Here is a 20710-nt window from a genome sequence, read left to right on the forward strand (position 1 = left end):
TGGAAATGTAATCGAGAAAAAGGCGATAACAATAACTTTGAAGCTGAACACACCTTGAATTTTGTTCGTGATTTAGCCAAAGAAGCGCTCAATAGATATAAGCTCTTGTGATTAGGACGCATCATTTGGTAGAGACGTTGCATGCAACGTCTCTACCACAGTTCGTTTGTCCTAATCGATGTGTCTACTGCTATACATCTAGACGGGGGGAACTTTAGCTATAAAAAATGACCCATGACCCTTGTCTGTGATTTATATTACATTTTTAAACAAAAAGAATCACTAATACCTTTAAGGATTGATCACTTAGAGTGATCGCCAAATCTTCGATATTAAAGTTTTGATAAAGAATTAAGGTCAAATTAACTCTGTAGAGGGGTAACGGACGATCAGATTGAAGCGTAACCTTGATCAGGGTAGTTCTATTATTTTTTGTTGAGTCGATAAAGAGGTTCTTAACTAAACGACAATGTTACAAACTGCTATGTTTAGCGTACAAAGCCGAGGGATGTCAGAGTTTATTCAGTCAGAATTTCTCCAAGCGTTGCCACCCCGACAAGCCACTCCCAACTTGACTCTGACCCGTGTCCCTATCGATCCAACCGTATCATTTGAATTATGGACACCCAAATGGACACCTAGACTACGCGAGTTTAGTCCTGTAGAACTTAATCTGCTAGAGTGCGATCGCTCGCGTGTCAATCGGATTCTATCCAAGTTAACGTGGTTAATGGGCGCTATCTGTGTGCCAGAAGATGAGTTTGGAGTCGGAGACTGTCAACCCATCTATGACTGGGATGCAGTTCTGGAATTTGTGACTCGTGAAGGTCGCTGTGTTAATCCAATTGTGACGCGGGTTGGGTTCAATCCCCAAACGATTATCCCCATTTATGATCGAAATCGCAAACAAGAGGGCATTATTCCGCCTCAAGCCTGGGAAATTTCACCGCCCCACTGGTCAATTATTTTTGATGACCTGATTCCAGGTGAAGACGGTTTTCAACTTAAACAAAGCGGCGATTGGATATCTGTGGAAATTTGGACGGGTAAACCTATACGTCGAGAAGTTAGAAGTGGCAAGTTTTATACCGAATATCATGATCTCTACGCCACGAGTCGGTTAGCCAAATTCTAAAGTAACCCCCTTTTGCCAGGGCGATTAAAATCGCTGCTACACAAACAAAGTCCGCCTACGCGGACTGGGTTATAACGGCGGTAGCGTTCCCCAGATTTGGTATTGTTTTCAATAACACTAGAATCCCCTGTTCCCTGTTACACACCGAGCGAAGCCGAGGTGTTCCCTGTTCCCTGTTCCCTATTCCCTCTTTTAACAAGAACGTAGCCGCGTCAGCAAAACCACAATTTCATCAATTGCCTCACGGATGGTACTCACTGATTGATTGGATTGATTCACCATAATACTAAACACCAACGGCTGATAATCGGGAACCTCCACATAACCAGAAAGTGCTGACACGCCCGTCATGGTTCCGGTTTTGGCATACACTCGACCTTGGGCTGGGGTATTCTGAAAGCGCTGTCGTAGTGTTCCTTCTACCCCAGCCACGGCTAAGGAATCGCGATAGGATTGTGCCATCGGAGTTTGTGCGATCGCCTGTAAGGTTTGTACAATAGCCGTGGGACTTACTAGATTGTGGCGAGACAATCCTGAACCATCAGCAAGGACATAGGATTCCGGTTCAACCCCTAATTCTGCTAAACTCGCTCTAATCTGTTCCCGTCCAGCTTTAGCCGTTGACTCATCCGCCTCTTTGTCAGTCACACCTAGCGATCGCAATAAGGCTTCGGCATAAAGATTATTACTTTGCTGATTGGTTTCAGCAATCAATTCACTCAGGGGAGGAGAGTCTACCGCCGCTAATTCAGTGTCTTCTTGAAAATTCGGTTCAGTCGTCACCAACCCTCGTTCAACCTGAATTCCAGAATCCGCTAACGCCCGACGGAAATGCTGGAGAAAATAGTCCGCCGGATCAGGAATTGCCACCGCCGTTAACCAAAGTCCTGCATCCGCCGCTAATTGACCGCGAATTCGCAATAAAGGTTTACCCAGCACCCCAGAAATATTAATCGATTCCGGTGATTCGGCGTCAGTAGTAACAGTTTCATTTTCAATCTGCCATTGGTTTTCCGCAATGGGATCAGCCCAAGTAATATTGAGGGGTTGTCCGACGTTTTGAGGAGTTAAGGTTAGTAAGACCGCATTTTCATTGAGGATTAAACTATTGACAGCAGTCCCATAATAAAATTGAATATCTGACCATTCCCAGGTTGGGTTAACCTTAGGTTCACTAAAATACCGATCTTCGACAATCAGTTGATCCACCCGCCGAATTCCCTGACGCCGAAGCTGTTGGGCTAAGTCTTTTAACTGATCTGTACTTAAACTGGGATCACCTCGCCCAATGACTCGTAATTGGGTGATCGTTCCATTTAAAGGGGTGCCATAAACAGAAGTGCGAATGCGAAAATCAGCACCGAGTTGGGATAAAGCGGCGGCTGTGGTGAATAATTTGAGATTAGAGGCGGGGATAAAATAGCGATCGCGTTCACGACTATATAGGGGTGTGTCTGAGAATAGGGGTTGGATCAGGATACCCCAACGGGCATAATCAAATTCAGGACGATTTGCGATCGCGTCGATGGAAGCTTTGAGATCCGCCGGACAAATTGTCGGCGCTGTATCCGGGGAGGGTTCAACCGTTGTCGGCGCATCCGTTTGAGCCGTAACTAGGGTGGGTTGGGTGACGAGTTGCGCTTCAAGTAACAACAGCAACAGCAGTAACACTTGTTTGGGATTAAACCTAGAGCCGTAAGGACGTTGATTGCGTTTGAACGAGAAAAGGGAATTGAGCATAGGGAAAGGTTTTGGCTACCTCTGATACTGTACAGGGAATCAGTACAGGTTTGGAAGCTGTAGGGGCGTAAACCCTTACGTCCCTTTGAACTGTAAAATCTATTCCACCCTTTTAGATCGGTCACACTATAACATGGAAAAAACCATTAATCTAAGATCATTTCACTGATGCATACAAACTGGGTAATCAGGGCAAATCTGTTACCCCCGGATCATAGCTTAACTGACTTAAAAACCTTGTTAATTACCCCCGATGATGGATTGAGTAAACCAAAAACCAGGGTGACGCTCCTCTGTCGCCTTATACTAAAGATTAACCTTCATGACGGGATTATGGACTATGGTATTGCAATCCCTAAGCCATTCCATTTTGAAGATTTCAGGAAAAATACCGCTTCGCGTTATTTTGGTTGTCCCCTTTGTCCTGCAAATTTTTACAGCCGTCGGGCTTGTTGGCTATCTTTCCTTTAAAAATGGTCAAAAGGCAGTAGAAGATCTCGCCGGACAGTTGCAAGAGGAAATTAGCGATCGCATTGAGCAAAAACTCGCCAACTACTTTACCATTCCCAGCCTAATCAATCAAATTACAGCCCGGGCAATTCGCAGCAATTTATTACGTTTAGACAACCAAGCGTCCCTAGAACATTACTTTTGGAACCAAGTTCAAGTTTTTGATACAGTTAGCTACATTTACTTTGGCAATGAACAAGGCGGATTGGCGTCAGCGGGTCGCCTAGATGATGGTAGTTTGATTATTGAAGCTACTGATAATTTCGTCGCTGGGGACTACAAAATTTACTCAACCAATCATCAAGGTCAGCGTTTAGAACTGATTAGCATTCAGGATCACCACGACACCAGAGTTCGACCCTGGTATAAAAATGCTGTGCAAGCGGGTCAGCCAATCTGGGGAGAAATCTACGCTTATGCGGCTTATCCAACCTTGGGAATTCCCTTTGTTGAACCCTTTTACGACCAGACTGGAAAAGTTCAAGGTGTTTTGTCTGTTGATTTAAACATTTCCCATGTTAGCGAGTTCTTGCGCCGTCTAGAAATTGGTCGTTCTGGTGAAACCTTTATTATGGAACGTTCTGGACTGTTAGTGGCAAGTTCGACCGCCAAAACACCCTTTAAAAAAACGGATAAAGAGATCACGCGATTACGAGCAAGGGAATCAAATGAACCCTTAATCCGTTCGACTGCCCACTATTTAATCGACTACTTTGGTAATTTAAACCAGATTAGTCATAGTCAACAACTTGACTTTCGGCTTGAAGGTCGGCGACACTTTGTTCAAGTCCACCCCTTTCAAGACGAATTTGGTTTAGATTGGCTGATTGTTGTCGTAGTTCCAGAAGCTGATTTCATGGAACAAATTTATGCCAATACTCGCACAACCCTATTACTCTGTATCGCTGCATTACTCGTAGCCACCTCAGCCGGATTGTTAACCAGTCGTTGGATTGCCCAACCCATTATGCAACTCAAAGCCGCAGCTACGGCGTTGTCAGAAGAGAAATTTGACCAGACTGTAAACCTAGACCGTTCTGATGAGGTGGGAGTGCTGGCGAAAGCGTTTAATCGCATGGCGCTTCAGTTACAAGAATCCTTTGTGGCTTTAGAGCATAAAAATACTGAATTACAGCATCTCGACCAACTCAAAGACGAATTTTTAGCCAATACATCCCACGAACTCCGCACACCCCTAAATGGCATTATTGGCATTGCTGAATCTTTAATAGACGGCGCAGCCGGACAATTACCAACGAAAGCCCAAGAAAATCTCGCCATGATTGCCTCAAGTGGTAGACGATTGTCCAATCTGGTTAATGATATTTTGGATTTCTCGAAACTCAAACATCACAACCTAGAATTACAAATTAAGCCCGTCGGCTTGCGAGCCATCGTTGATGTTGTATTAAATACGTCTCAGCCACTGATTAGCAAAAAACCTTTACAGTTAATTAATTCAGTTCCTCCTGATTTTCCATTGGTTCATGCCGATGAAAATCGGTTACAACAGATTTTTTACAACTTAATTGGCAATGCTATCAAGTTTACAGAACAAGGGACAATAGAGGTGTCAGCACAGGTTAAAAACCGCGATTCTCTGAGTATGAACATTGACAATACTCCAGCAGAATCCCAACAGGCTACCATTATCGTCGCTGACACGGGTATTGGGATACCAGAGAATAAATTAGAGAAAATTTTTGAATCATTTGAACAAGCCGATGGCTCGACCAGTCGCAAATACGGCGGTACGGGTTTAGGTTTAGCCGTAACTAAAAAATTAGTGGAGTTGCAAGGGGGAACAATTCGGGTGACATCCACAGTGGGTGTAGGTTCACAGTTTCGCTTTTCCTTACCGCTTTCCACTCAGCCAAGGCAGGATGTTTCTCCAGCCTCACAGTCTCCAGTCCTAGTTCAATATCCATTGATTGATGAAGACGAAGACGACCTAACTCCGTTAGAAACTCAAGTCTGTTCACTAGAATCGTTTAAAATTCTGGTGGTTGATGATGAACCAATTAATCTTAAGGTTTTAGAGAATCAACTCTCTTTAGCCAACTATTCCTTGATGTACGCGACCAATGGTTTAGAGTCTTTAGAAATTATTGAGAGTGGGTTTAAACCAGATTTAATTCTATTAGATGTGATGATGCCCAGGATGACTGGGTATGAAGTATGTCAGAGGCTTAGAGTCAATTTTTTGGCGAGTGAATTACCGATTGTGATGTTAACGGCAAAAAATAGACCGACTGATTTAGTAGAAGGTTTTATGTCCGGTGCTAATGATTATTTAATCAAACCGTTTTCTAAATCAGAATTACTCGCGAGAATCAAAACCCATATTCGTTTAACTCAGATTAACAAAGCCTATGGTCGGTTTGTTCCCCATGACTTTCTCCGCTTTCTGGGTCATGAAAGTATTGTGGATGTCCAATTAGGAGATCACATTCAGAAAGAAATGACCATTATGTTCTCTGATATTCGCTCATTTACCAGCCTATCAGAAGCCATGTCTCCCCAGGAGAACTTTAACTTCATTAATGATTATTTGAGTCGAGTCAGTCCAGTGATTCGAGAAAACCGTGGCTTTATTGATAAATACATTGGCGATGCGGTTATGGCACTTTTCCCAGAATCAGCAGATGATGCGGTTCGGGGTGCGATTGCGATGCAACACCAAGTTACCCGCTACAATGAGTATCGGCAGCAACAGGGTGATGTTCCAATTGCCATTGGTATTGGCTTACACACTGGAAGTTTAATGCTGGGGACGATTGGCGAACGGGAACGGATGGAAAGTACTGTGATAGCGGATGCTGTCAATCTGGCATCTCGTTTGGAAGGGTTGACCAAGGTTTATGGTGCGAATATTCTGGTTAGTGGACAAACCTTATTTAAACTGGAAGACTTTCAAAACTACAACTATCGATTCCTAGAGCGGGTTACTGTAGAGGGAAGAAAATTAGCCGTAGCCGTTTTTGAAGTCTTTGATGGAGATTCTCCGAATAGTCAGCGTTTAAAGAGACAAACAAAAACCTTATTTGAACAAGGTGTTCTACTTTTTTATCAACAAAGATTTGCAGAGGCAAAACGTATTTTTCAGGAAATCGTGACAATTAATCCTCAGGACAAAGCGGCTGTTTTTTATCTAAATAAGAGTTTACCTGGCTTTCTCACAAAGATATGAAAAAAGGGGTCAAAATATACCAAACTATAGAATATTTTGACCCCAACCTCAACAGAGGCTATCCCGACATAATTCAATTTTAAATACGATCACACTTGACTCAAGGCTTGCTGTAAACGGGATTTATCTTGTTCTTTCTGGTGTAATAATACCCAAGACTCCATTAGATCAGGACCATGGACATCACCCGTAAGTCCAGCCCGCAGCGATCGCATGACTAAGCCTTTCTTAACTTTTTGCTGTTTTGTCACCTGTTTGATGATTTGTCCTGCGGTTTCTGGACTGAATTCCGGCGTATTGTCTAATGCGTCCAAAACTGCGTTCAGTACATCTGTAGCCCCTTCTTTTTTAAGTTGCTCAATTGCATCTGGGGTCAACTCAACCGAGTCGGTAAAGAACATCCGCGTCATCTCCACCGCATCCGGTAAGCGGGTCAGACTCGGACCAATCACAGCCGCTAATCGTTCTAACCAAGGGCGATTATTTTCAGGGTCAATCTCATACCCAGCTTCTTGCCAATAGGGAATCAGTAACTCGACTAATTCTGATGGTGATTTTTTGTGCAGATATTGACTATTCAGCCAATCCAGTTTATCCCAGTCAAATTTTGCTCCCGCTTTATTCACCCGATCAAAACTAAACGCTTGGGCGGCTTCGTCTAGAGTGAAAATTTCCTGGGTTGACTCCGGTGGCGACCAACCCAATAGTGTCATATAATTTGCCATGGCTTCTGGTACAAACCCCATATTCTGAAACTCAGAAATCGAGGTTACGCCATCGCGTTTAGACAGTTTTTGTCCCTGGGGATTCAGAATCAAAGGCGTGTGAGAAAATTCCGGTACGCTTGCGCCGAGGGCTTCATAGAGTAATATCTGTTTGGCAGTATTGGCAATGTGGTCTTCCCCTCGGATGACATGGGTAATTTTCATATCTATGTCATCAACCACTACCGCTAGATTGTAGAGAGGCTGACCAATTTCACCTTGGGATGCAGCCCGGGCAATTACCATATCCCCCCCTAAATCACTCCCTTTCCAGGTGAGTTTACCGCGCACCAGGTCATTCCAGACAATCTGGCGATTATCGTCAATCTTAAACCGAATCACGGGTTGCCGTCCCTCGGCTTCAAAGGCGCTGCGTTGTTCGGGGGTGAGATTGCGGTGACGGTTATCGTAGCGAGGGGCTTCTTTGCGGGCTTTTTGGGCGTCTCGGAGTGCCTTGAGTTCGTCTTCTGTGGTGTAACAGTAATAGGCTAACCCGTTATCTAAAAGGGTTTGAATGGTGTGGTGATAAAGGTCAAACCGTTTCGATTGAAAAACTGGTCCTTCATCCCAGTTGAGTCCTAACCAGGTGAGTCCATCCAATATATTCTGAGTATATTCAGGACGCGATCGCGTCTGGTCGGTATCTTCGATGCGTAGAATAAACTGACCCCCGTGGTGTCGGGCGAATAACCAGTTAAATACGGCGGTTCTGGCGGTACCGATGTGTAAATTTCCGGTGGGAGACGGTGCAATGCGGACTCTAACAGTCACAAGATCAATCTCTGGTGGTAGGGTTGGCTAATGTACTTTCCAGCTATCTATTGTAGCGTAGAGCGGCGTTAAGTTGTCGGTCACTCTTGTGTCACCCAAAACCGCTGATACCGATAAAGGAAAGCTAGTCAGTCAACAATACATCATTAATAATTTTAGCTTTAATTCTCATGTAGGGGCGACCCGCTTGCCTAAATTAACAACTGTGTCCACTCAAGTTACTCGGGTCGCCCTTTACTCAACCCCCTAGGTCAGAACCTGTTTTGTTCAAGTTATAGTCGATTAAGTAGGTTGGTGGAAATAAACTCAACCATGTTAAGTTATGTTAACAAGCCTCAAACCCTTACAAATGACGAATGACGAATGACGAATGACGATCCCCACCGTTAACTTTAATTGTCCCCACCTACTTATGTCGTTGCGGTAAGACGAAAATCAGCAATAATCGGTAACTCAAATAATGTTTTCTCCAACAATCGCTTTGAGAAAAATAAAATCTCTAGGTTTTCAATTTTTCCAGTAGAGGGATTGAGACGAGCGATAATGCCATAATCAATTTCCTCTGAATCTTGTTCGGGATAGGGTAGACATTGATTAATGTAGAGGATATCTCCCTGGCGGTCATATTCAAAACTTAATTTGGCGTCCATATTACGTCTCCTTGAGTTACCTTCCGAGCCATATAGGTGGTTACATGAGGTCGGCAAAAATTCTAGGATGCAAGACGGTTATAGTGTAAAAACCTTACACTTGTTGGGTCAGAAAATGGATTGAAACCCCTATCTGGTCTACCCTACACACTTATACAGCAAGCCCTATTTAGCTTTCCGTCTTAACAGAGTTCAGCATGAAGCGAGTAGGTATCACCTTATGTTCCAGAACTATCTAAATTTTTCAGCATTTTACGGGACTGACGGGGCTCGAACCCGCAACTTCCGCCGTGACAGGGCGGTGCTCTAACCAATTGAACTACAGTCCCAATTTCCGAGCCGAATACCATTGTTGCGAAGATCTCTGGATTTGTCAAGTCAGTTCCGAAAAAAATTTTTTCTTGGGGTTAGAGAGGGGGTGTAGGGGAAGCAGGGGAAGCAGGGGAAGCAGGGGGAGCAGTGGAAGCAGGGGAAGCAGGGAGATATGACGAATGACAAATGACGAATGACAAATGACGAATGACAAATGACGAATGACAAATGACCAATTGCAGAAACAAATTCTGCCAAAAATGTTTCAACAACGGTAAGTTAACCCGAACCCCTAATTCATGCCTAGAGGTTTCAACGTCTCTATCTCTCCATCCATTCTCCTTGCCTTCTGTGGTAGCCTGATTACCACCGAGGCTACTGCATTCCCCGATATCCAAAGCCATTGGGCAAAGGATTGCATTAACCAGATGGCATCTCGAAACCTAGTCACGGGTTACCCGGATGGCACGTTTCGCCCCAATGGTTCGATTACCAGGGCAGAATTTGCGGTGTTGATGCTGAATGCGTTTCCCGACGCCGAAGTTAAACGCAGTGGGATTACGTTTACCGATGTGCCACAGCGTCACTGGGCATATCGGGCAATTCAAGACGCTTATCAACGGGAATTTTTCGCGGGTTATCCAGGGCGGATTTTTCAACCCAGTCAACCGATTCCCCGTGTGCAGGCGATTGGGGTTTTGGCGGGGGCGAAGAATTACAGCATTCCCAGTAATCCATACTCTACCGTGGTACGATATTTCCAAGATGCCTCTGGTATTCCAGGATACGCCAGGAATGCGATCGCGGCGGCGGTAGTGAATACTCTGGTGGTGAATTATCCCACAGTGAAACAACTTCGCCCCAATGAACAGGCGACACGGGGCGAAGTGGCGGCGTTATTGTGTCGGGCGTTAAATATTTATGCGGTTCCGCCTGAGTATATAGCTGGGGTTGAAATTCATCCTCAACAGGTGCGGACATTACCCGGAGGACTAAATTCTGTTCCCACATTTAATAGTAATTATCCCGAATTAGTCAGAAGCGAAGGAATTTTGTTATCCACGTTTTCCCCAACCGGAAAACGCATTCCTTCTGCCCATCTGAACTTTCCCTTTCAAGGACGGTTCGATATTTTTACCCATCATATCGCTAGGGCAGAAACTCAAGCAGAAACTCGTCCCCTTTATCAGGGATTACTACTGCACAATCCTACCGATAAACCTGTAACGGTTGAGGTTTTGCAAGCGGCGAGTTATTTAAGTACTCCCGATGCACCATTTATTGACTTACCGGATATAGTAGATAATCCCAATGGTAAGATTTATTCGGGACCCGGTAGTCGCACGATGAATGATGTACTGCGGGGGATTCGTCAGGACGGGTTTCCAGCACAAGTGGTATTAGCAGCAGGACAAACTCAACTGTTAATGAATCAGCCGATTCCTATCCAACGGGCACCTGCATCCAATGGGCGTTCCACGATGATGCGGTTAAGCAGTAATGGTTCAGTTTATGTTGCCAATTTAGCCATGAAAGCACCACAAAACTCGAATGGTACATACCGCGCCCCGACATTAGCCGAATGGCAAACCTTGTTAGTCGAAGGCGAATTAGCCGAACCCCGGAATCTGAAGCCAACCCCCCTTGACCCGCCTAGAGAACCGACGGTATTTGGACGAGTTGCCGGGGTTTCTAAAGGGACAGAATGGTTGGCAGAGATTACCGATACTTTAGAATCGGATAATTTGAGCCTTCCCCAACCCGGTGAGGCATTTTCCTATGTCTTAGGAACACTCCATTTGATTACGTTGAATACAGGTCAAATTCAAAGTGCGCCGATGTTAGCCCGTTATCCGGATACGGCTTATTATGCTCATAGTAATTATGGCGTAGAATATAATCTAACGTTACCCCTGAAAAATACGACCAGTCAATCGCAAACGGTAACGGTATCGATGCAAACACCGTTAAAAGATGAGGCAGGGTCAGATAAATTACTGTTTTTGAATCCAATCGTTGATCAGGTGTTTTTTCGGGGAACAGTTCGGATCAGTTATGAAGATAATCAAGGGAAAAATCAGACACGCTATGTGCATTTAGTTCAGCGTCGGGGACAACCGTCTGATCCCTTAGTTACGTTAAATTTAGCGCCAGGGGAACAGCGAAAGGTAAACGTCGAATTTATTTATCCACCCGATTCCACACCGCCGCAGGTGTTGACGGTGAAGACATTGGCGAGGTAACAGCCCTCACCCCCAGCCTCTATTCCAAGCTGGGTAGAGGAGAGTTAGCCTCATTCCCAGGCTTTGAGAAGAGAATACTTTTGGCGAGGCAGAACCTGCCCTAGTAGCGGCATTTCGCTCATCATGACAAATTTTACCTCAGACTGCAACTGGGTATAAAGTGCAACGACCAACCTGGCTTAAGCATACCATTCCTTTTAAAATTTATTGCCACCAATGACACAAAATGAGCCGTTATTTCGTCAAAGGTTTAGAGGGTCATCTGCATTACATATAGGGTCTTGAATAAGGCAGGGTGTATCTGCTTTCTTTCGCCTTGCTGACTCTGGGAAGGGAATGACATAGGGAGATCCCTGTCTCCCGTAGTCTAAGATACTTCTTATTCCTATCAGGGTCATTCAAGGAATTAAACAGGCTTATTTTTCCAACGGTTCGCCAGCCGCCTTCCAGCCATTAATACTGGGAGGAAAACTGCGAACATTCGTATACCCTAACAACCGCAACGCCGTCATGCCAATTGCCGTGCGATGCCCACTCGAACAGTATAAAATTACAGGTTTATTCGTAGGAATTTTATCCAAATTTTTGGTTAGCGATCGCACGGGAATATTAATAGCGCCAGGAATGTGTCCTGAAGCATATTCCGACGGTTCTCGCACATCCACTAATACTACATCTTTCTCCTTTTTTAACTTGTTCTTCAACTGCTTCACTGGCATTACTGTATAGTAATCTCGTGGTAGCGAATTCAGCAATTGATCCACTGCTGTATAGACTTCTGCGCTAGGTGGACTCGTCACCTTAGATTCTACGGCAGCTAGGGCAGATTTAGGAACGAATACACCACCCAGCAGAGTTAAAACCAGTAATAATCCCAGGAGTAATCCTGATAGCATTTTTTGAATTTTCATCATTTTTATCCTTAATTTAGTTGCTTTTCGTTTGTTGATTTTGGGCAATTGTAGTAATGCACCATTGCTCAAGGCTTTGGTTATTAACTCCCGGCTCGCTAAACAGAAACCGCTCGATTTTCTTCCCAGTGGCGGGCACCGGATTCCCGACGAATATCTCGCCAAATCTGAGTCGCTGCTAAAGCACCATCTCCAGCCGCCACAACCACTTGATTTAACCCCACCTTCAAGTCTCCAATCGCAAAGATTCGCGGGTGAGACGTCCGCCCCATTTTATCGGTAATCAGATTACTACCCTTGACATCTAAATTGAATCCTTGGAGATAAGTATTGTGATAGCGTGACCCCATAGAAATTAATCCAGTTTCTAAGGGAATAATTGACCCATCCACTAACTCAACTCCCGTCATCTGGTGATTTTCACCCAGAAATTTCTTAATCGGGGTTTCCACCAAACGATAACCATGATTGTGCAGTTGAGAACGCATTGAATCACTCACCTCAAACAGTCCATGGGTGAACACAGTGATATAAGGTGTAAACCAACTGAGATTAAACACCATTTCTTCAATACTCGCTTCACTACCCGCCAAGAAACCACATTGCTTATCTGTCATTTCATAGCCATCACAAACCATACAGACATGTAAGTTATATCCTGCATAATCAAAGACATTTTGCATATCCTCCAAAGGGGGTAAATTATCGATAATGCCACTCGCGGCAATTAAGTATTTCGAGCGCAATACGGGGTAAATACTATTTTTACGACCCACTTTCACCCGCACAGCAAACCTATTTCCTTCATCCACCACTTCCTCAACATAACCATTCAACATATCGCCATTTAAAGACGTGTAATGCTGTTTTCCTTGTTGCAACAAAACGCGACCTGGAGTATCCGGTGGTAAGCCTAAATAATTGTGCAATTCCTGCATCCAAAATGAGCGAGCTTTGCCTTTATCAATAATTAGGCTCGAAAGGCGAAATCGTTGCAGGTAGATTCCAGCAGAAAGTCCACCGGCGCCGCCGCCAACGACAATCGCATCGTAAATATGATTCAGACGTTCAGGCAGATTTTTTTTCGTGAGTTGCATGATTTTAATGGTTCTAGAGAACAGAGAATGAAACCAAAGTTATTTTGTTGGACGAGCCACGTCTACAGGCTAAAAACTCCAGTATCGGGGAAACTGTTTAAAATACTTATTCAGTAAGCTTTAGCTTACTTGAGCTTTGAGCCAGAAATTTATTTCTTGGCTCCCTTAAGAAACATGCCATTTAACTTAACTCGCTTAACTCGCCTCCACCCCAATTTGGCAACAAGCTAACTAGATAAGTTGGGTTTCGTTCCTCAACCCAACCTACTTGCTGGCTTTTGCAAAATTCCTGTTATGACACATCTCTACTTTTAGTAGCCACTCCAGAAATATGAGGGCTAACAATTGGAAAAGAAACCTGAAACTGTTGATAATTTAGGTTCTCAAATCCAGCCTTTTCTAACGCCAGCCCTGTTTCCCGATTTGGATGACACCCATCAAACACCGTTTTCCAAATCGGCTCAATGCTACCTTGAATCCGCCGTTGCCAACTCCCACATTCAGCGGCTATATGTTCAACAAACAAAAAGCGACCCCCTGGCTTGAGAACTCGTCGGATTTCTTGCACTGTTGCAGAAAGATTGCTGACGGAACAGAGGACGTAGGTACTGACAACAGCATCCACACTATTATCCTCAACATTGATATGTTCAGCCGACCCACTTTTTATATCAATCCTGTTCAATCCAACCTTTTGGGCTTCCTGTTCCAGGTAGGAATGCATAAAGGGATTGGGTTCAACACCTATCCAATGAATGTCACTGGGATAATACTCTAAATTAACCCCAGCCCCAGGTCCAATTTCGACAATCTTACCCTGCAAGTCGGCAAATAAAGCCTGCTTGAGTTGAGCTAGGGTAGAATGGCTACTGCAATTTGCTAATTGAATAGCATTTTCATCGGCTGCGTTTGCCTTCGCCATTCCCCAAGCAAATAACTGTTTATACCAGTTTGCACAGGGTTGTATTTTTAAGACCATAATGATTCACTATTTACAATTAGGGAACTTTCATGGTAGCAAGTTAGCATCAGGATTGTTTCTTATCAAAGCTTCACTTAAGAAGAATGGCGCTGACTTAAGTTGGGTTCGTAGTAGGCACTTTAGTGCCAGAAGCGCTTTAGCGCTTACTACAAACTCTAAAGTCAGTAGCATTACACTTACGAATTGGTTTGAATCTCTAATCCTAACCGTCGCCATTCCACCATACCACCCGTGATGTTAAATACCTTAGCAAAACCCGCTTTAGCCAGTTGTTTGGCAGCAATGGGACTGCGATGAGCGGTTAAACAAATAACGGCAATGGGTTTGTCTTTGGGCAAATCTTGGAACCATTGCGGTAAAACCCAGCGGCGAAACATCGGGATCATGCCGATAATAATGCGGGGTAAACTGAGGTTAATTGCGCTGGGAGCGTGACCCATGGCATATTCAAACCCACTGCGGACATCGATGAGTAAAGGCTGATTTGGAGAGTGGACAAATTCTTGGGGAGAACAGTCTTTGACGGAAGGAGAGAAAGAGGATACAGAATTCATAATTTATTCCCAATTCAAGTTAAAACTCAATAGTGTTACTGTTTCCATAGACATTTTTGACCGAAAGTCTATAGGAACGTCGGAAATGCAACAAAATCTCATACCATTTTTTCGTAACATGGCACCTAATACTCATTCACCCCTCCCAACCTCCCCTTGCTAAGGGGAGGTGCCGTAGGCGGTGGGGTAAAAGTGCAACGTCATACAAACTTGGTATCAGACAAAATGATTAAAGTTTACACCCACCATGGTGTTTCCCCAGTGCGGGGATCAGTTTCCGTCCAAGGCGTTATGCGGATGTAGTCACCTTCGATATTGACCTGCACCAGTTTTAGGGGGCGGTCAGCCGGACCTCGGACAACAGAACCATCGGGACTATAACGAGACCCGTGACAGGGACATTGAAATTGTTGATCCATATTGTTCCAAGGAAAGGTACAACCTAAGTGGGTGCAGTTATCGACAATTCCGATTGAGTCTAAGCTGTTATCGTCGGTAACGGTTAAATACGTCGGTTCACCTGCTAAACCCGCAACCAAAGCACGGGCGCCTGCACCTTGGGCGACTATCTGGGACACGGGGATAGGATTCCCTAATTTATCTTTGGCGATAATCGAACCATCTGCGCCCCCTTCTTGGGGTGGGACAAAGAATTTAGCGGCTGGATAGAGGGCGGCGCTAGCTGTGGCGGCTATAGTTGCTCCGGTGAGGAAGTTAAGAAGCTGTCGCCGAGACATTGAGGGACTTTGCATCGATAGACTGTCTTCCATGGATATCCTCCGATTTATGTAAAAAAAATTTACGAGTTGTTATCTAGCTTAATAACTATCTTACTATTTAGTCAAGTAATGAGTTGCATGAGATGTGCTTAACCTGTTTCAGGGGCTGGGGGTGAGGGCTATCGCTTAAGTGGACACCAATGACAAGCGGGTCGCCCCTACAGGGTACAGGTGTTTCGTTTTGGCATCTCGCGTTTGTGGGGTGCTGCTAAATCCAGATAGATTGTAAATATAGTTACAAAGTTTTATAGTTTTAATAAACAGTGGTGTAATCATGGCTCATATTGTGGTAATCGGTGCGGGTATTGGCGGACTACCCACCGCTTACGAACTACGGCATCTCCTGCCTCACGTCCACCGAATTACGTTAATTTGTGACAAACCTAAATTTACCTTTATTCCCTCTCTGCCGTGGGTTGCGTTCAATTTAACTCCACTCCAGCGAATTCAAGTAGATATTGCTTCTGTGGTCAAGTCCCGTCAAATTGAGTTTGTTCAAGGTAAGGTAACGGGTATTGACCCCCAGGCTCAATGGTTAAGGGTGGGAGACAGGTCGATTGATTATGACTATGTAGTAATTGCTACCGGGGCGGAATTAGCGCTAGATGCCATACCCGGATTGGGACCCGATCGCGGTTACACCCAATCGGTGTGCAATCCTCACCATGCTTTAATGGCAAAACAAGCGTGGGCGACATTTCTGGAAAATCCCGGACCCTTGGTAGTGGGGGCGGTTCCGGGTGCGAGTTGTATGGGACCGGCTTATGAATTTGCCCTATTAGCCGATTGGATACTGCGGCGACAAGGATTGCGAGAACAAGTACCGATTACGTTTGTCACCCCAGAACCTTATGCAGGTCATTTGGGAATTGGGGGTATGGCAGATTCGGCGGAATTGGTGACTGAATTAATGCGCCAACGGCAGATTGAGGTGATTGAGAATGCTGAAATTACTGCCATTCATCCCCAACAGATAACCTTGGCAGAGGGTCATAGGCTACCCTTCCATTACGCCATGCTGCTACCGCCGTTCCGGGGACCAAGCTTTGTCCGAGATGTCCCTGGGTTGAGTGATGAGAAGGGTTTTCTACCTGTATTACCAACGTATCAGCATCCCTCATTTCCCTCTATTTATAGTGCAGGCGTAGTGGTGCAGTTATCGCCACCGGAAAAGACACCTTTGCCTATCGGTGTGCCAAAAACGGGACAAATGGCGGAGGCGATGGGGATGGCGGTGGCGCACAATATTGCCAGAGAATTGGGTGTGATTCAAGCGACACCAGTAACGCCAACGTTGGCAGCGATTTGTATGGCAGATTTTGGTGATACAGGAATTGTATTCTTAGCTGATCCCGTTTTACCTAATCCCAAAACAGGTCAACGGCGACGTGCGATCGCAAAACGGGGTCGTTGGGTAAGCTGGTTAAAGATTGCTTTTGAGCGATTTTTCTTAACCAAGATGCGATGGGGGTTATCTGTACCTTGGTTTGAGCGTTGGAGTCTGCGCTTGTTGGGCTTATCGCTGGTAGAACCGATTCCAGTATCAAAGGATTATCCAATTGAGTCAAGTTTGCAAACTAGATAAGCGATTAAACTAACAGTTTGGCAGAGTAAGTTTGGAAAAGTCAGGCTTACGCTATACTAAAGTCTAAAGTTGGAGGACTAAGAGGCAGTAGTAAGTGCAATGGTTCAAAAAATAGCCCTCTTTAATCACAAAGGCGGAGTCAGCAAAACTACAACCACATTTAATCTGGGTTGGATGCTTGCCTCAAAGGGAAAAACAGTAATTCTTGTCGATACCGATCCCCAGTGTAACCTAACGGGTATGGCTTTAGGGGAAGGAACAGAGAGCGCCGAGAAAAAAATTGAGAGGATTTACAATACCCATTCAAATATTAGAACAGGGCTAGCACCAGCATTTGAGTCACAGCCAAGAGCTATTGAGGCAGTAGACTGCATTCCCATTGAGGGACAAGATGGACTGTTTTTACTACCTGGTCATGTGGGTTTTGCGGAATATGAAGTCACATTGGGAATTGCTCAAGAGCTAAGTGGCTCAATTCAGGCTCTCAAAAACTTACCCGGCTCTATTACAGATTTATTGAATAAAACGGCTGAAAAGTTTAGTGCAGATTACATTTTGATTGATATGAGTCCGAGTTTAGGAGCAATTAATCATAATTTACTAATGACCAGTGACTTTTTTATCGTGCCTACTACTGCCGATTTCTTTTCGGTAATGGCAATTGATTCGTTAGCTAAAGTTCTACCCAAATGGTACGCCTGGGCTAAACAGGCTAGTTCGCTTCCTATCTTGAAAGAATCCTCCTATCCATTTCCTGACATTACACTACGCTTTTTAGGTATTATTGTTCAAAAATCCCGGATCATTCGCGGTCATGAAACTGCTGCTCTTGAAACATGGATGCAAAGAATTGAACAGGACATTGCTAAAAATTTGATTCCCGTTCTGAGGCAAAATAACATGATGCTTCCTGAACAACTTTATAGGGAGAATGGTATTGATAAAAATTACACTCTTACAAAAATTCCCAACTTTAATAATTTAATAGCTCTGTCACAGGAGCATCAAGCACCCGTCTATGCCTTGACACCTGAGCAATTACGTTCTGCTAAATGGCGGGGCAAGATTTTAGAAAAGGCTCAAGAGAAGCAAGAACAATTTGAAAGCACATTTTCGGATTTAGCCGATAAGATTATAGGACTCACTTCTCTTTCCTATGCAGTCAGCGCTTGATCAATTCCGAATCAGCATTGCTCGTGTTCGAGATCTGATTTCTATTCACAACTCTGTCAAGGCTCAGTCCACTCCCGCCCTAGATTTGTCAGATATTTTGAGGGCTGCTTTAGTTCTAGCTGTGAGCGCTTTGGATTACTATGTCCATGAAGTTGTAACCCTAGGAATGCTAGAAATTCACAGGGGTCAGCGTTCCGAACCTAATCCTCCACGCAACAGTTCTCAATCTGCATTTTCTCGTTTTCAAGTTTCCCTAGGTGGCGCACGACAAGAACGATTGATTGCGATGGATATTGCATCCTGGTTAGAGAATGAAATCCAACAAAGTCAAGGTTCCTCATTTTTGCAGCAATCTCACACAGTCTCAGCTTTGCTCCCAGTTATATGTTGATCGTAGAAACAAAATTGCTCATGAAGCTGATATAGATCCTACATATAATATCGGCAGCCGCTGGTACATTGATGAAATTCTTGTCAGCGATGCAGTTAACTTTGTTGAGCAGGTTGTTGAGACTATTCACCAAATCCTTTAAGTAAACTATGCCTGTAAAAACCAAGTCTCAAGTATTCTCTCTCTTGTATGAGCATCAACAAGAGTTACGGCGTTTTGGAGTCAACAAGTGTGGAGTATTTGGCTCGTTTGTCCGTGATGCAATCCACGAAAAAAGCGATGTTGATATTTTGGTGGTATTTGAGCCAGACCAGAAAAGCTTTGATAACTTCATGCACCTGTCGTTTTTTCTAGAAGATCTATTTGGTAGATCCGTTGACTTAATTACTATCGAGTCGTTAAGTCCTTACATCGGTTCGCGTATTCTAGATGAGGTTGAGTATGTCTGTGTCAGCGCGTGAGTATTTACAGCATATCCTCGACGAAACCACCTACATTATCACAAGCTCTAGGGGTCTGGATAAAACTACTTTTGTGCAAGACGAAACCTTGAAACGGGCTTATGTTCGTAGCATTGAAGTAATTGGCGAAGCGGTTAAACAACTACCTGATACACTACGTCAGAACTATACCACAATTGAATGGCGTGCGATCGCGGGAATGCGTGACCGCTTAATCCATAACTACTTCGGCGTTGATTACGATATTGTGTGGGACGTTGTTACCAGCAAAGTTCCTGAGTTAGATACGGAAATCCGAAAAATTATCGAGCAGGAGTATCCATAGCTCGGCTAAATAAAACCTTACATCTTCTTGTTTCTCGTTCCCTGTTAAGAAATCGCTCTCACCACGATGACTGCCAAGATATGATCAAATGTAAAGTTGTCCTACTATGAGTCAGACCGAATGCCCTCTGCTGTTTGTGTCCAACACGTTCAAAAAACCTACGATAAAATTCCTGTGGTTAATGACCTCTCCTTCACTATCGAATCGGGAGAGATATTTGGTCTACTCGGTCCCAACGGTGCGGGGAAATCGACGACAATTCGCATGTTAACCACTTTAACCCGACCCAGCGAAGGGCAAATTGAGATTGCGGGTTACAATGTGGTGCGTCAACCGGCTGAGGTTAAGCAAAATATTGGTGTCGTGTTGCAACAAACCAGTGTTGACAACGATCTGACCGTTTGGGAGAATATGGAACTCCACGGACGTTTGCACCACATTGCCAATCCCCGACGGCAAACCCTGATTAACCAGTGGTTGGAGTACGTAGAATTAGCCCAAAGGCGGGATTCGCCCGTCAAAACCCTATCCGGTGGGATGAAGCGTCGCCTGCAAATTGCTAGGGCGCTACTGCACCAACCCAAAATTCTATTTTTAGATGAACCCACGGTGGGACTTGATCCCCAAACCCGTCGCCGCCTGTGGGAGATTATTCGCGATTTAAACCGCCAAGGGATGACTATGCTGCTGACGACGCATTACATGGACGAGGTGGAGGTGTTGTGTGATGCCTATGGGACAAGTCAGCCGGGACGCATCGGTATTATGGACTGTGGTAAGCTAATTGAGCTGGGAACCCTGCAACAACTGAAAGCTAACCATGGTGAAGGGTTACTGATGAAACAAATTGACGATCGCTTCGAGTATAAGTTCTTTCCCACTCTAGATGATGCCAATGCCTACCTTGACAGCTTACCGGATAAAACAGGTATGATGGTTCGTCCCTCAAATTTAGAAGATATCTTTGTGGAACTGACGGGACGACAACTCGATTGATGAGCATTTCGGTACTTGCCAATCCCTAATCACTTAAAATTCTCGGACTTGGTCGGGGCGGGTTTCGTTAAGTTAGTGGTTTGAGTAAAACCCGCCCCTACACACCCACAACTCAATAAGAGGGAGGGTTTTGAACCCAAG

The 20710-nt window shown here is 44.6% G+C and carries 16 protein-coding genes, 1 tRNA gene and 1 pseudogene; 9 read left to right on the forward strand and 9 right to left on the reverse strand.

The genetic code is table 11. The annotated features are described in order from the left end of the window. Nucleotides 1-469: 469 nt before the first annotated feature. On the forward strand, nt 470-1135 hold the full coding sequence (locus RIC07_RS02860; protein ID WP_446393191.1) for a hypothetical protein: 666 nt from the start codon (nt 470-472) through the stop codon (nt 1133-1135). Nucleotides 1136-1327: 192 nt separating this feature from the next. Here the strand turns inward: RIC07_RS02860 and dacB are convergent, their stop codons facing one another. Continuing rightward, the gene (gene dacB, locus RIC07_RS02865; RefSeq protein WP_446393192.1) at nt 1328-2875 is read right to left on the reverse strand and encodes a D-alanyl-D-alanine carboxypeptidase/D-alanyl-D-alanine endopeptidase; all 1548 of its coding nucleotides are present in this window, start codon (nt 2873-2875) and stop codon (nt 1328-1330) included. A gap of 322 nt (nt 2876-3197) precedes the next feature. Here dacB and RIC07_RS02870 point away from each other — a divergent pair, with 322 nt between their 5' ends. Next, nucleotides 3198-6575: an ATP-binding protein gene (locus RIC07_RS02870; RefSeq protein ID WP_446393193.1), complete on the forward strand. Its 3378-nt coding sequence runs from the start codon at nt 3198-3200 to the stop codon at nt 6573-6575. 89 nt (nt 6576-6664) lie between these two features. Here the strand turns inward: RIC07_RS02870 and gltX are convergent, their stop codons facing one another. From gltX to RIC07_RS02885, 3 genes are all read right to left on the reverse strand, one after another. Then, on the reverse strand, nt 6665-8110 hold the full coding sequence (gene gltX / locus RIC07_RS02875; protein WP_446393194.1) for a glutamate--tRNA ligase: 1446 nt from the start codon (nt 8108-8110) through the stop codon (nt 6665-6667). 410 nt (nt 8111-8520) lie between these two features. Next, nucleotides 8521-8760 carry a DUF2283 domain-containing protein gene (locus RIC07_RS02880; protein ID WP_446393195.1) on the reverse strand — a complete coding sequence of 80 codons (240 nt, stop codon included), beginning with the start codon at nt 8758-8760 and terminating at the stop codon, nt 8521-8523. A gap of 255 nt (nt 8761-9015) precedes the next feature. Continuing rightward, nucleotides 9016-9089, reverse strand: a tRNA-Asp gene (locus RIC07_RS02885). 282 nt (nt 9090-9371) lie between these two features. Between RIC07_RS02885 and RIC07_RS02890 the strand changes: the two genes are divergently transcribed. Further along, nucleotides 9372-11315: a DUF3370 family protein gene (locus RIC07_RS02890; RefSeq protein WP_446393196.1), complete on the forward strand. Its 1944-nt coding sequence runs from the start codon at nt 9372-9374 to the stop codon at nt 11313-11315. 416 nt (nt 11316-11731) lie between these two features. Here the strand turns inward: RIC07_RS02890 and RIC07_RS02895 are convergent, their stop codons facing one another. From RIC07_RS02895 to petC, 5 genes are all read right to left on the reverse strand, one after another. After that, nucleotides 11732-12229, reverse strand: a complete 498-nt coding sequence (locus RIC07_RS02895; RefSeq protein WP_446393197.1) for a rhodanese-like domain-containing protein — start codon at nt 12227-12229, stop codon at nt 11732-11734. A gap of 95 nt (nt 12230-12324) precedes the next feature. Continuing rightward, nucleotides 12325-13323, reverse strand: a complete 999-nt coding sequence (locus tag RIC07_RS02900) for an NAD(P)/FAD-dependent oxidoreductase (protein WP_446393198.1) — start codon at nt 13321-13323, stop codon at nt 12325-12327. Between the two features lie 292 nt (nt 13324-13615). Then, nucleotides 13616-14302 carry a class I SAM-dependent methyltransferase gene (locus RIC07_RS02905; protein WP_446393199.1) on the reverse strand — a complete coding sequence of 229 codons (687 nt, stop codon included), beginning with the start codon at nt 14300-14302 and terminating at the stop codon, nt 13616-13618. A gap of 179 nt (nt 14303-14481) precedes the next feature. Next, nucleotides 14482-14859 carry a rhodanese-like domain-containing protein gene (locus RIC07_RS02910; protein ID WP_446340321.1) on the reverse strand — a complete coding sequence of 126 codons (378 nt, stop codon included), beginning with the start codon at nt 14857-14859 and terminating at the stop codon, nt 14482-14484. A gap of 236 nt (nt 14860-15095) precedes the next feature. After that, entirely contained in the window at nt 15096-15629 is a 534-nt protein-coding gene (petC, locus tag RIC07_RS02915) for a cytochrome b6-f complex iron-sulfur subunit (protein WP_446393200.1), read from the reverse strand. A gap of 283 nt (nt 15630-15912) precedes the next feature. On the opposite strand from petC, the gene RIC07_RS02920 reads away from it, so the two are divergent. The 6 genes and pseudogenes from RIC07_RS02920 to RIC07_RS02945 all read left to right on the forward strand — a co-directional run bounded on the left by RIC07_RS02920 (nt 15913) and on the right by RIC07_RS02945 (nt 20569). After that, nucleotides 15913-17223 (forward strand): NAD(P)/FAD-dependent oxidoreductase, encoded by a 1311-nt coding sequence (locus tag RIC07_RS02920; protein ID WP_446393201.1) that lies wholly within the window; start codon nt 15913-15915, stop codon nt 17221-17223. Between the two features lie 99 nt (nt 17224-17322). After that, the gene (locus RIC07_RS02925; protein ID WP_446393202.1) at nt 17323-18396 is read left to right on the forward strand and encodes a ParA family protein; all 1074 of its coding nucleotides are present in this window, start codon (nt 17323-17325) and stop codon (nt 18394-18396) included. Continuing rightward, nucleotides 18380-18929, forward strand: a pseudogene (locus RIC07_RS02930) (HEPN domain-containing protein). Before RIC07_RS02925 ends, RIC07_RS02930 begins: the two are co-directional and overlap by 17 nt. A gap of 7 nt (nt 18930-18936) precedes the next feature. Next, the gene (locus tag RIC07_RS02935; protein WP_446393203.1) at nt 18937-19248 is read left to right on the forward strand and encodes a nucleotidyltransferase family protein; all 312 of its coding nucleotides are present in this window, start codon (nt 18937-18939) and stop codon (nt 19246-19248) included. Then, nucleotides 19229-19573: a HepT-like ribonuclease domain-containing protein gene (locus RIC07_RS02940; RefSeq protein ID WP_446393204.1), complete on the forward strand. Its 345-nt coding sequence runs from the start codon at nt 19229-19231 to the stop codon at nt 19571-19573. The genes RIC07_RS02935 and RIC07_RS02940 overlap by 20 nt, the downstream gene beginning before the upstream one ends. A 120-nt stretch (nt 19574-19693) precedes the next feature. Next, nucleotides 19694-20569, forward strand: coding sequence for an ABC transporter ATP-binding protein (locus RIC07_RS02945; RefSeq protein ID WP_446393205.1), 876 nt, complete (start codon nt 19694-19696; stop codon nt 20567-20569). The last annotated feature ends 141 nt before the right edge of the window (nt 20570-20710 follow it).

The organism is Coleofasciculus sp. E1-EBD-02 (assembly GCF_040218245.1).
Classification (GTDB): domain Bacteria; phylum Cyanobacteriota; class Cyanobacteriia; order Cyanobacteriales; family Coleofasciculaceae; genus Coleofasciculus.

Excerpts from the sequence above, each read along its gene's own strand:
- RIC07_RS02895 (WP_446393197.1), bottom strand. The coding sequence starts at position 12,229 with ATGATGAAAATTCAAAAAATGCTATCAGGATTACTCCTGGGATTATTA.
- RIC07_RS02920 (WP_446393201.1), top strand. The coding sequence starts at position 15,913 with ATGGCTCATATTGTGGTAATCGGTGCGGGTATTGGCGGACTACCCACC.
- RIC07_RS02905 (WP_446393199.1), bottom strand. The coding sequence starts at position 14,302 with ATGGTCTTAAAAATACAACCCTGTGCAAACTGGTATAAACAGTTATTT.
- dacB (WP_446393192.1), bottom strand. The coding sequence starts at position 2,875 with ATGCTCAATTCCCTTTTCTCGTTCAAACGCAATCAACGTCCTTACGGC.
- petC (WP_446393200.1), bottom strand. The coding sequence starts at position 15,629 with ATGGAAGACAGTCTATCGATGCAAAGTCCCTCAATGTCTCGGCGACAG.
- RIC07_RS02940 (WP_446393204.1), top strand. The coding sequence starts at position 19,229 with ATGTCTGTGTCAGCGCGTGAGTATTTACAGCATATCCTCGACGAAACC.
- RIC07_RS02890 (WP_446393196.1), top strand. The coding sequence starts at position 9,372 with ATGCCTAGAGGTTTCAACGTCTCTATCTCTCCATCCATTCTCCTTGCC.
- RIC07_RS02880 (WP_446393195.1), bottom strand. The coding sequence starts at position 8,760 with ATGGACGCCAAATTAAGTTTTGAATATGACCGCCAGGGAGATATCCTC.
- RIC07_RS02910 (WP_446340321.1), bottom strand. The coding sequence starts at position 14,859 with ATGAATTCTGTATCCTCTTTCTCTCCTTCCGTCAAAGACTGTTCTCCC.
- RIC07_RS02935 (WP_446393203.1), top strand. The coding sequence starts at position 18,937 with ATGCCTGTAAAAACCAAGTCTCAAGTATTCTCTCTCTTGTATGAGCAT.
- RIC07_RS02870 (WP_446393193.1), top strand. The coding sequence starts at position 3,198 with ATGACGGGATTATGGACTATGGTATTGCAATCCCTAAGCCATTCCATT.
- RIC07_RS02925 (WP_446393202.1), top strand. The coding sequence starts at position 17,323 with ATGGTTCAAAAAATAGCCCTCTTTAATCACAAAGGCGGAGTCAGCAAA.
- RIC07_RS02945 (WP_446393205.1), top strand. The coding sequence starts at position 19,694 with ATGCCCTCTGCTGTTTGTGTCCAACACGTTCAAAAAACCTACGATAAA.
- RIC07_RS02900 (WP_446393198.1), bottom strand. The coding sequence starts at position 13,323 with ATGCAACTCACGAAAAAAAATCTGCCTGAACGTCTGAATCATATTTAC.
- RIC07_RS02860 (WP_446393191.1), top strand. The coding sequence starts at position 470 with ATGTTACAAACTGCTATGTTTAGCGTACAAAGCCGAGGGATGTCAGAG.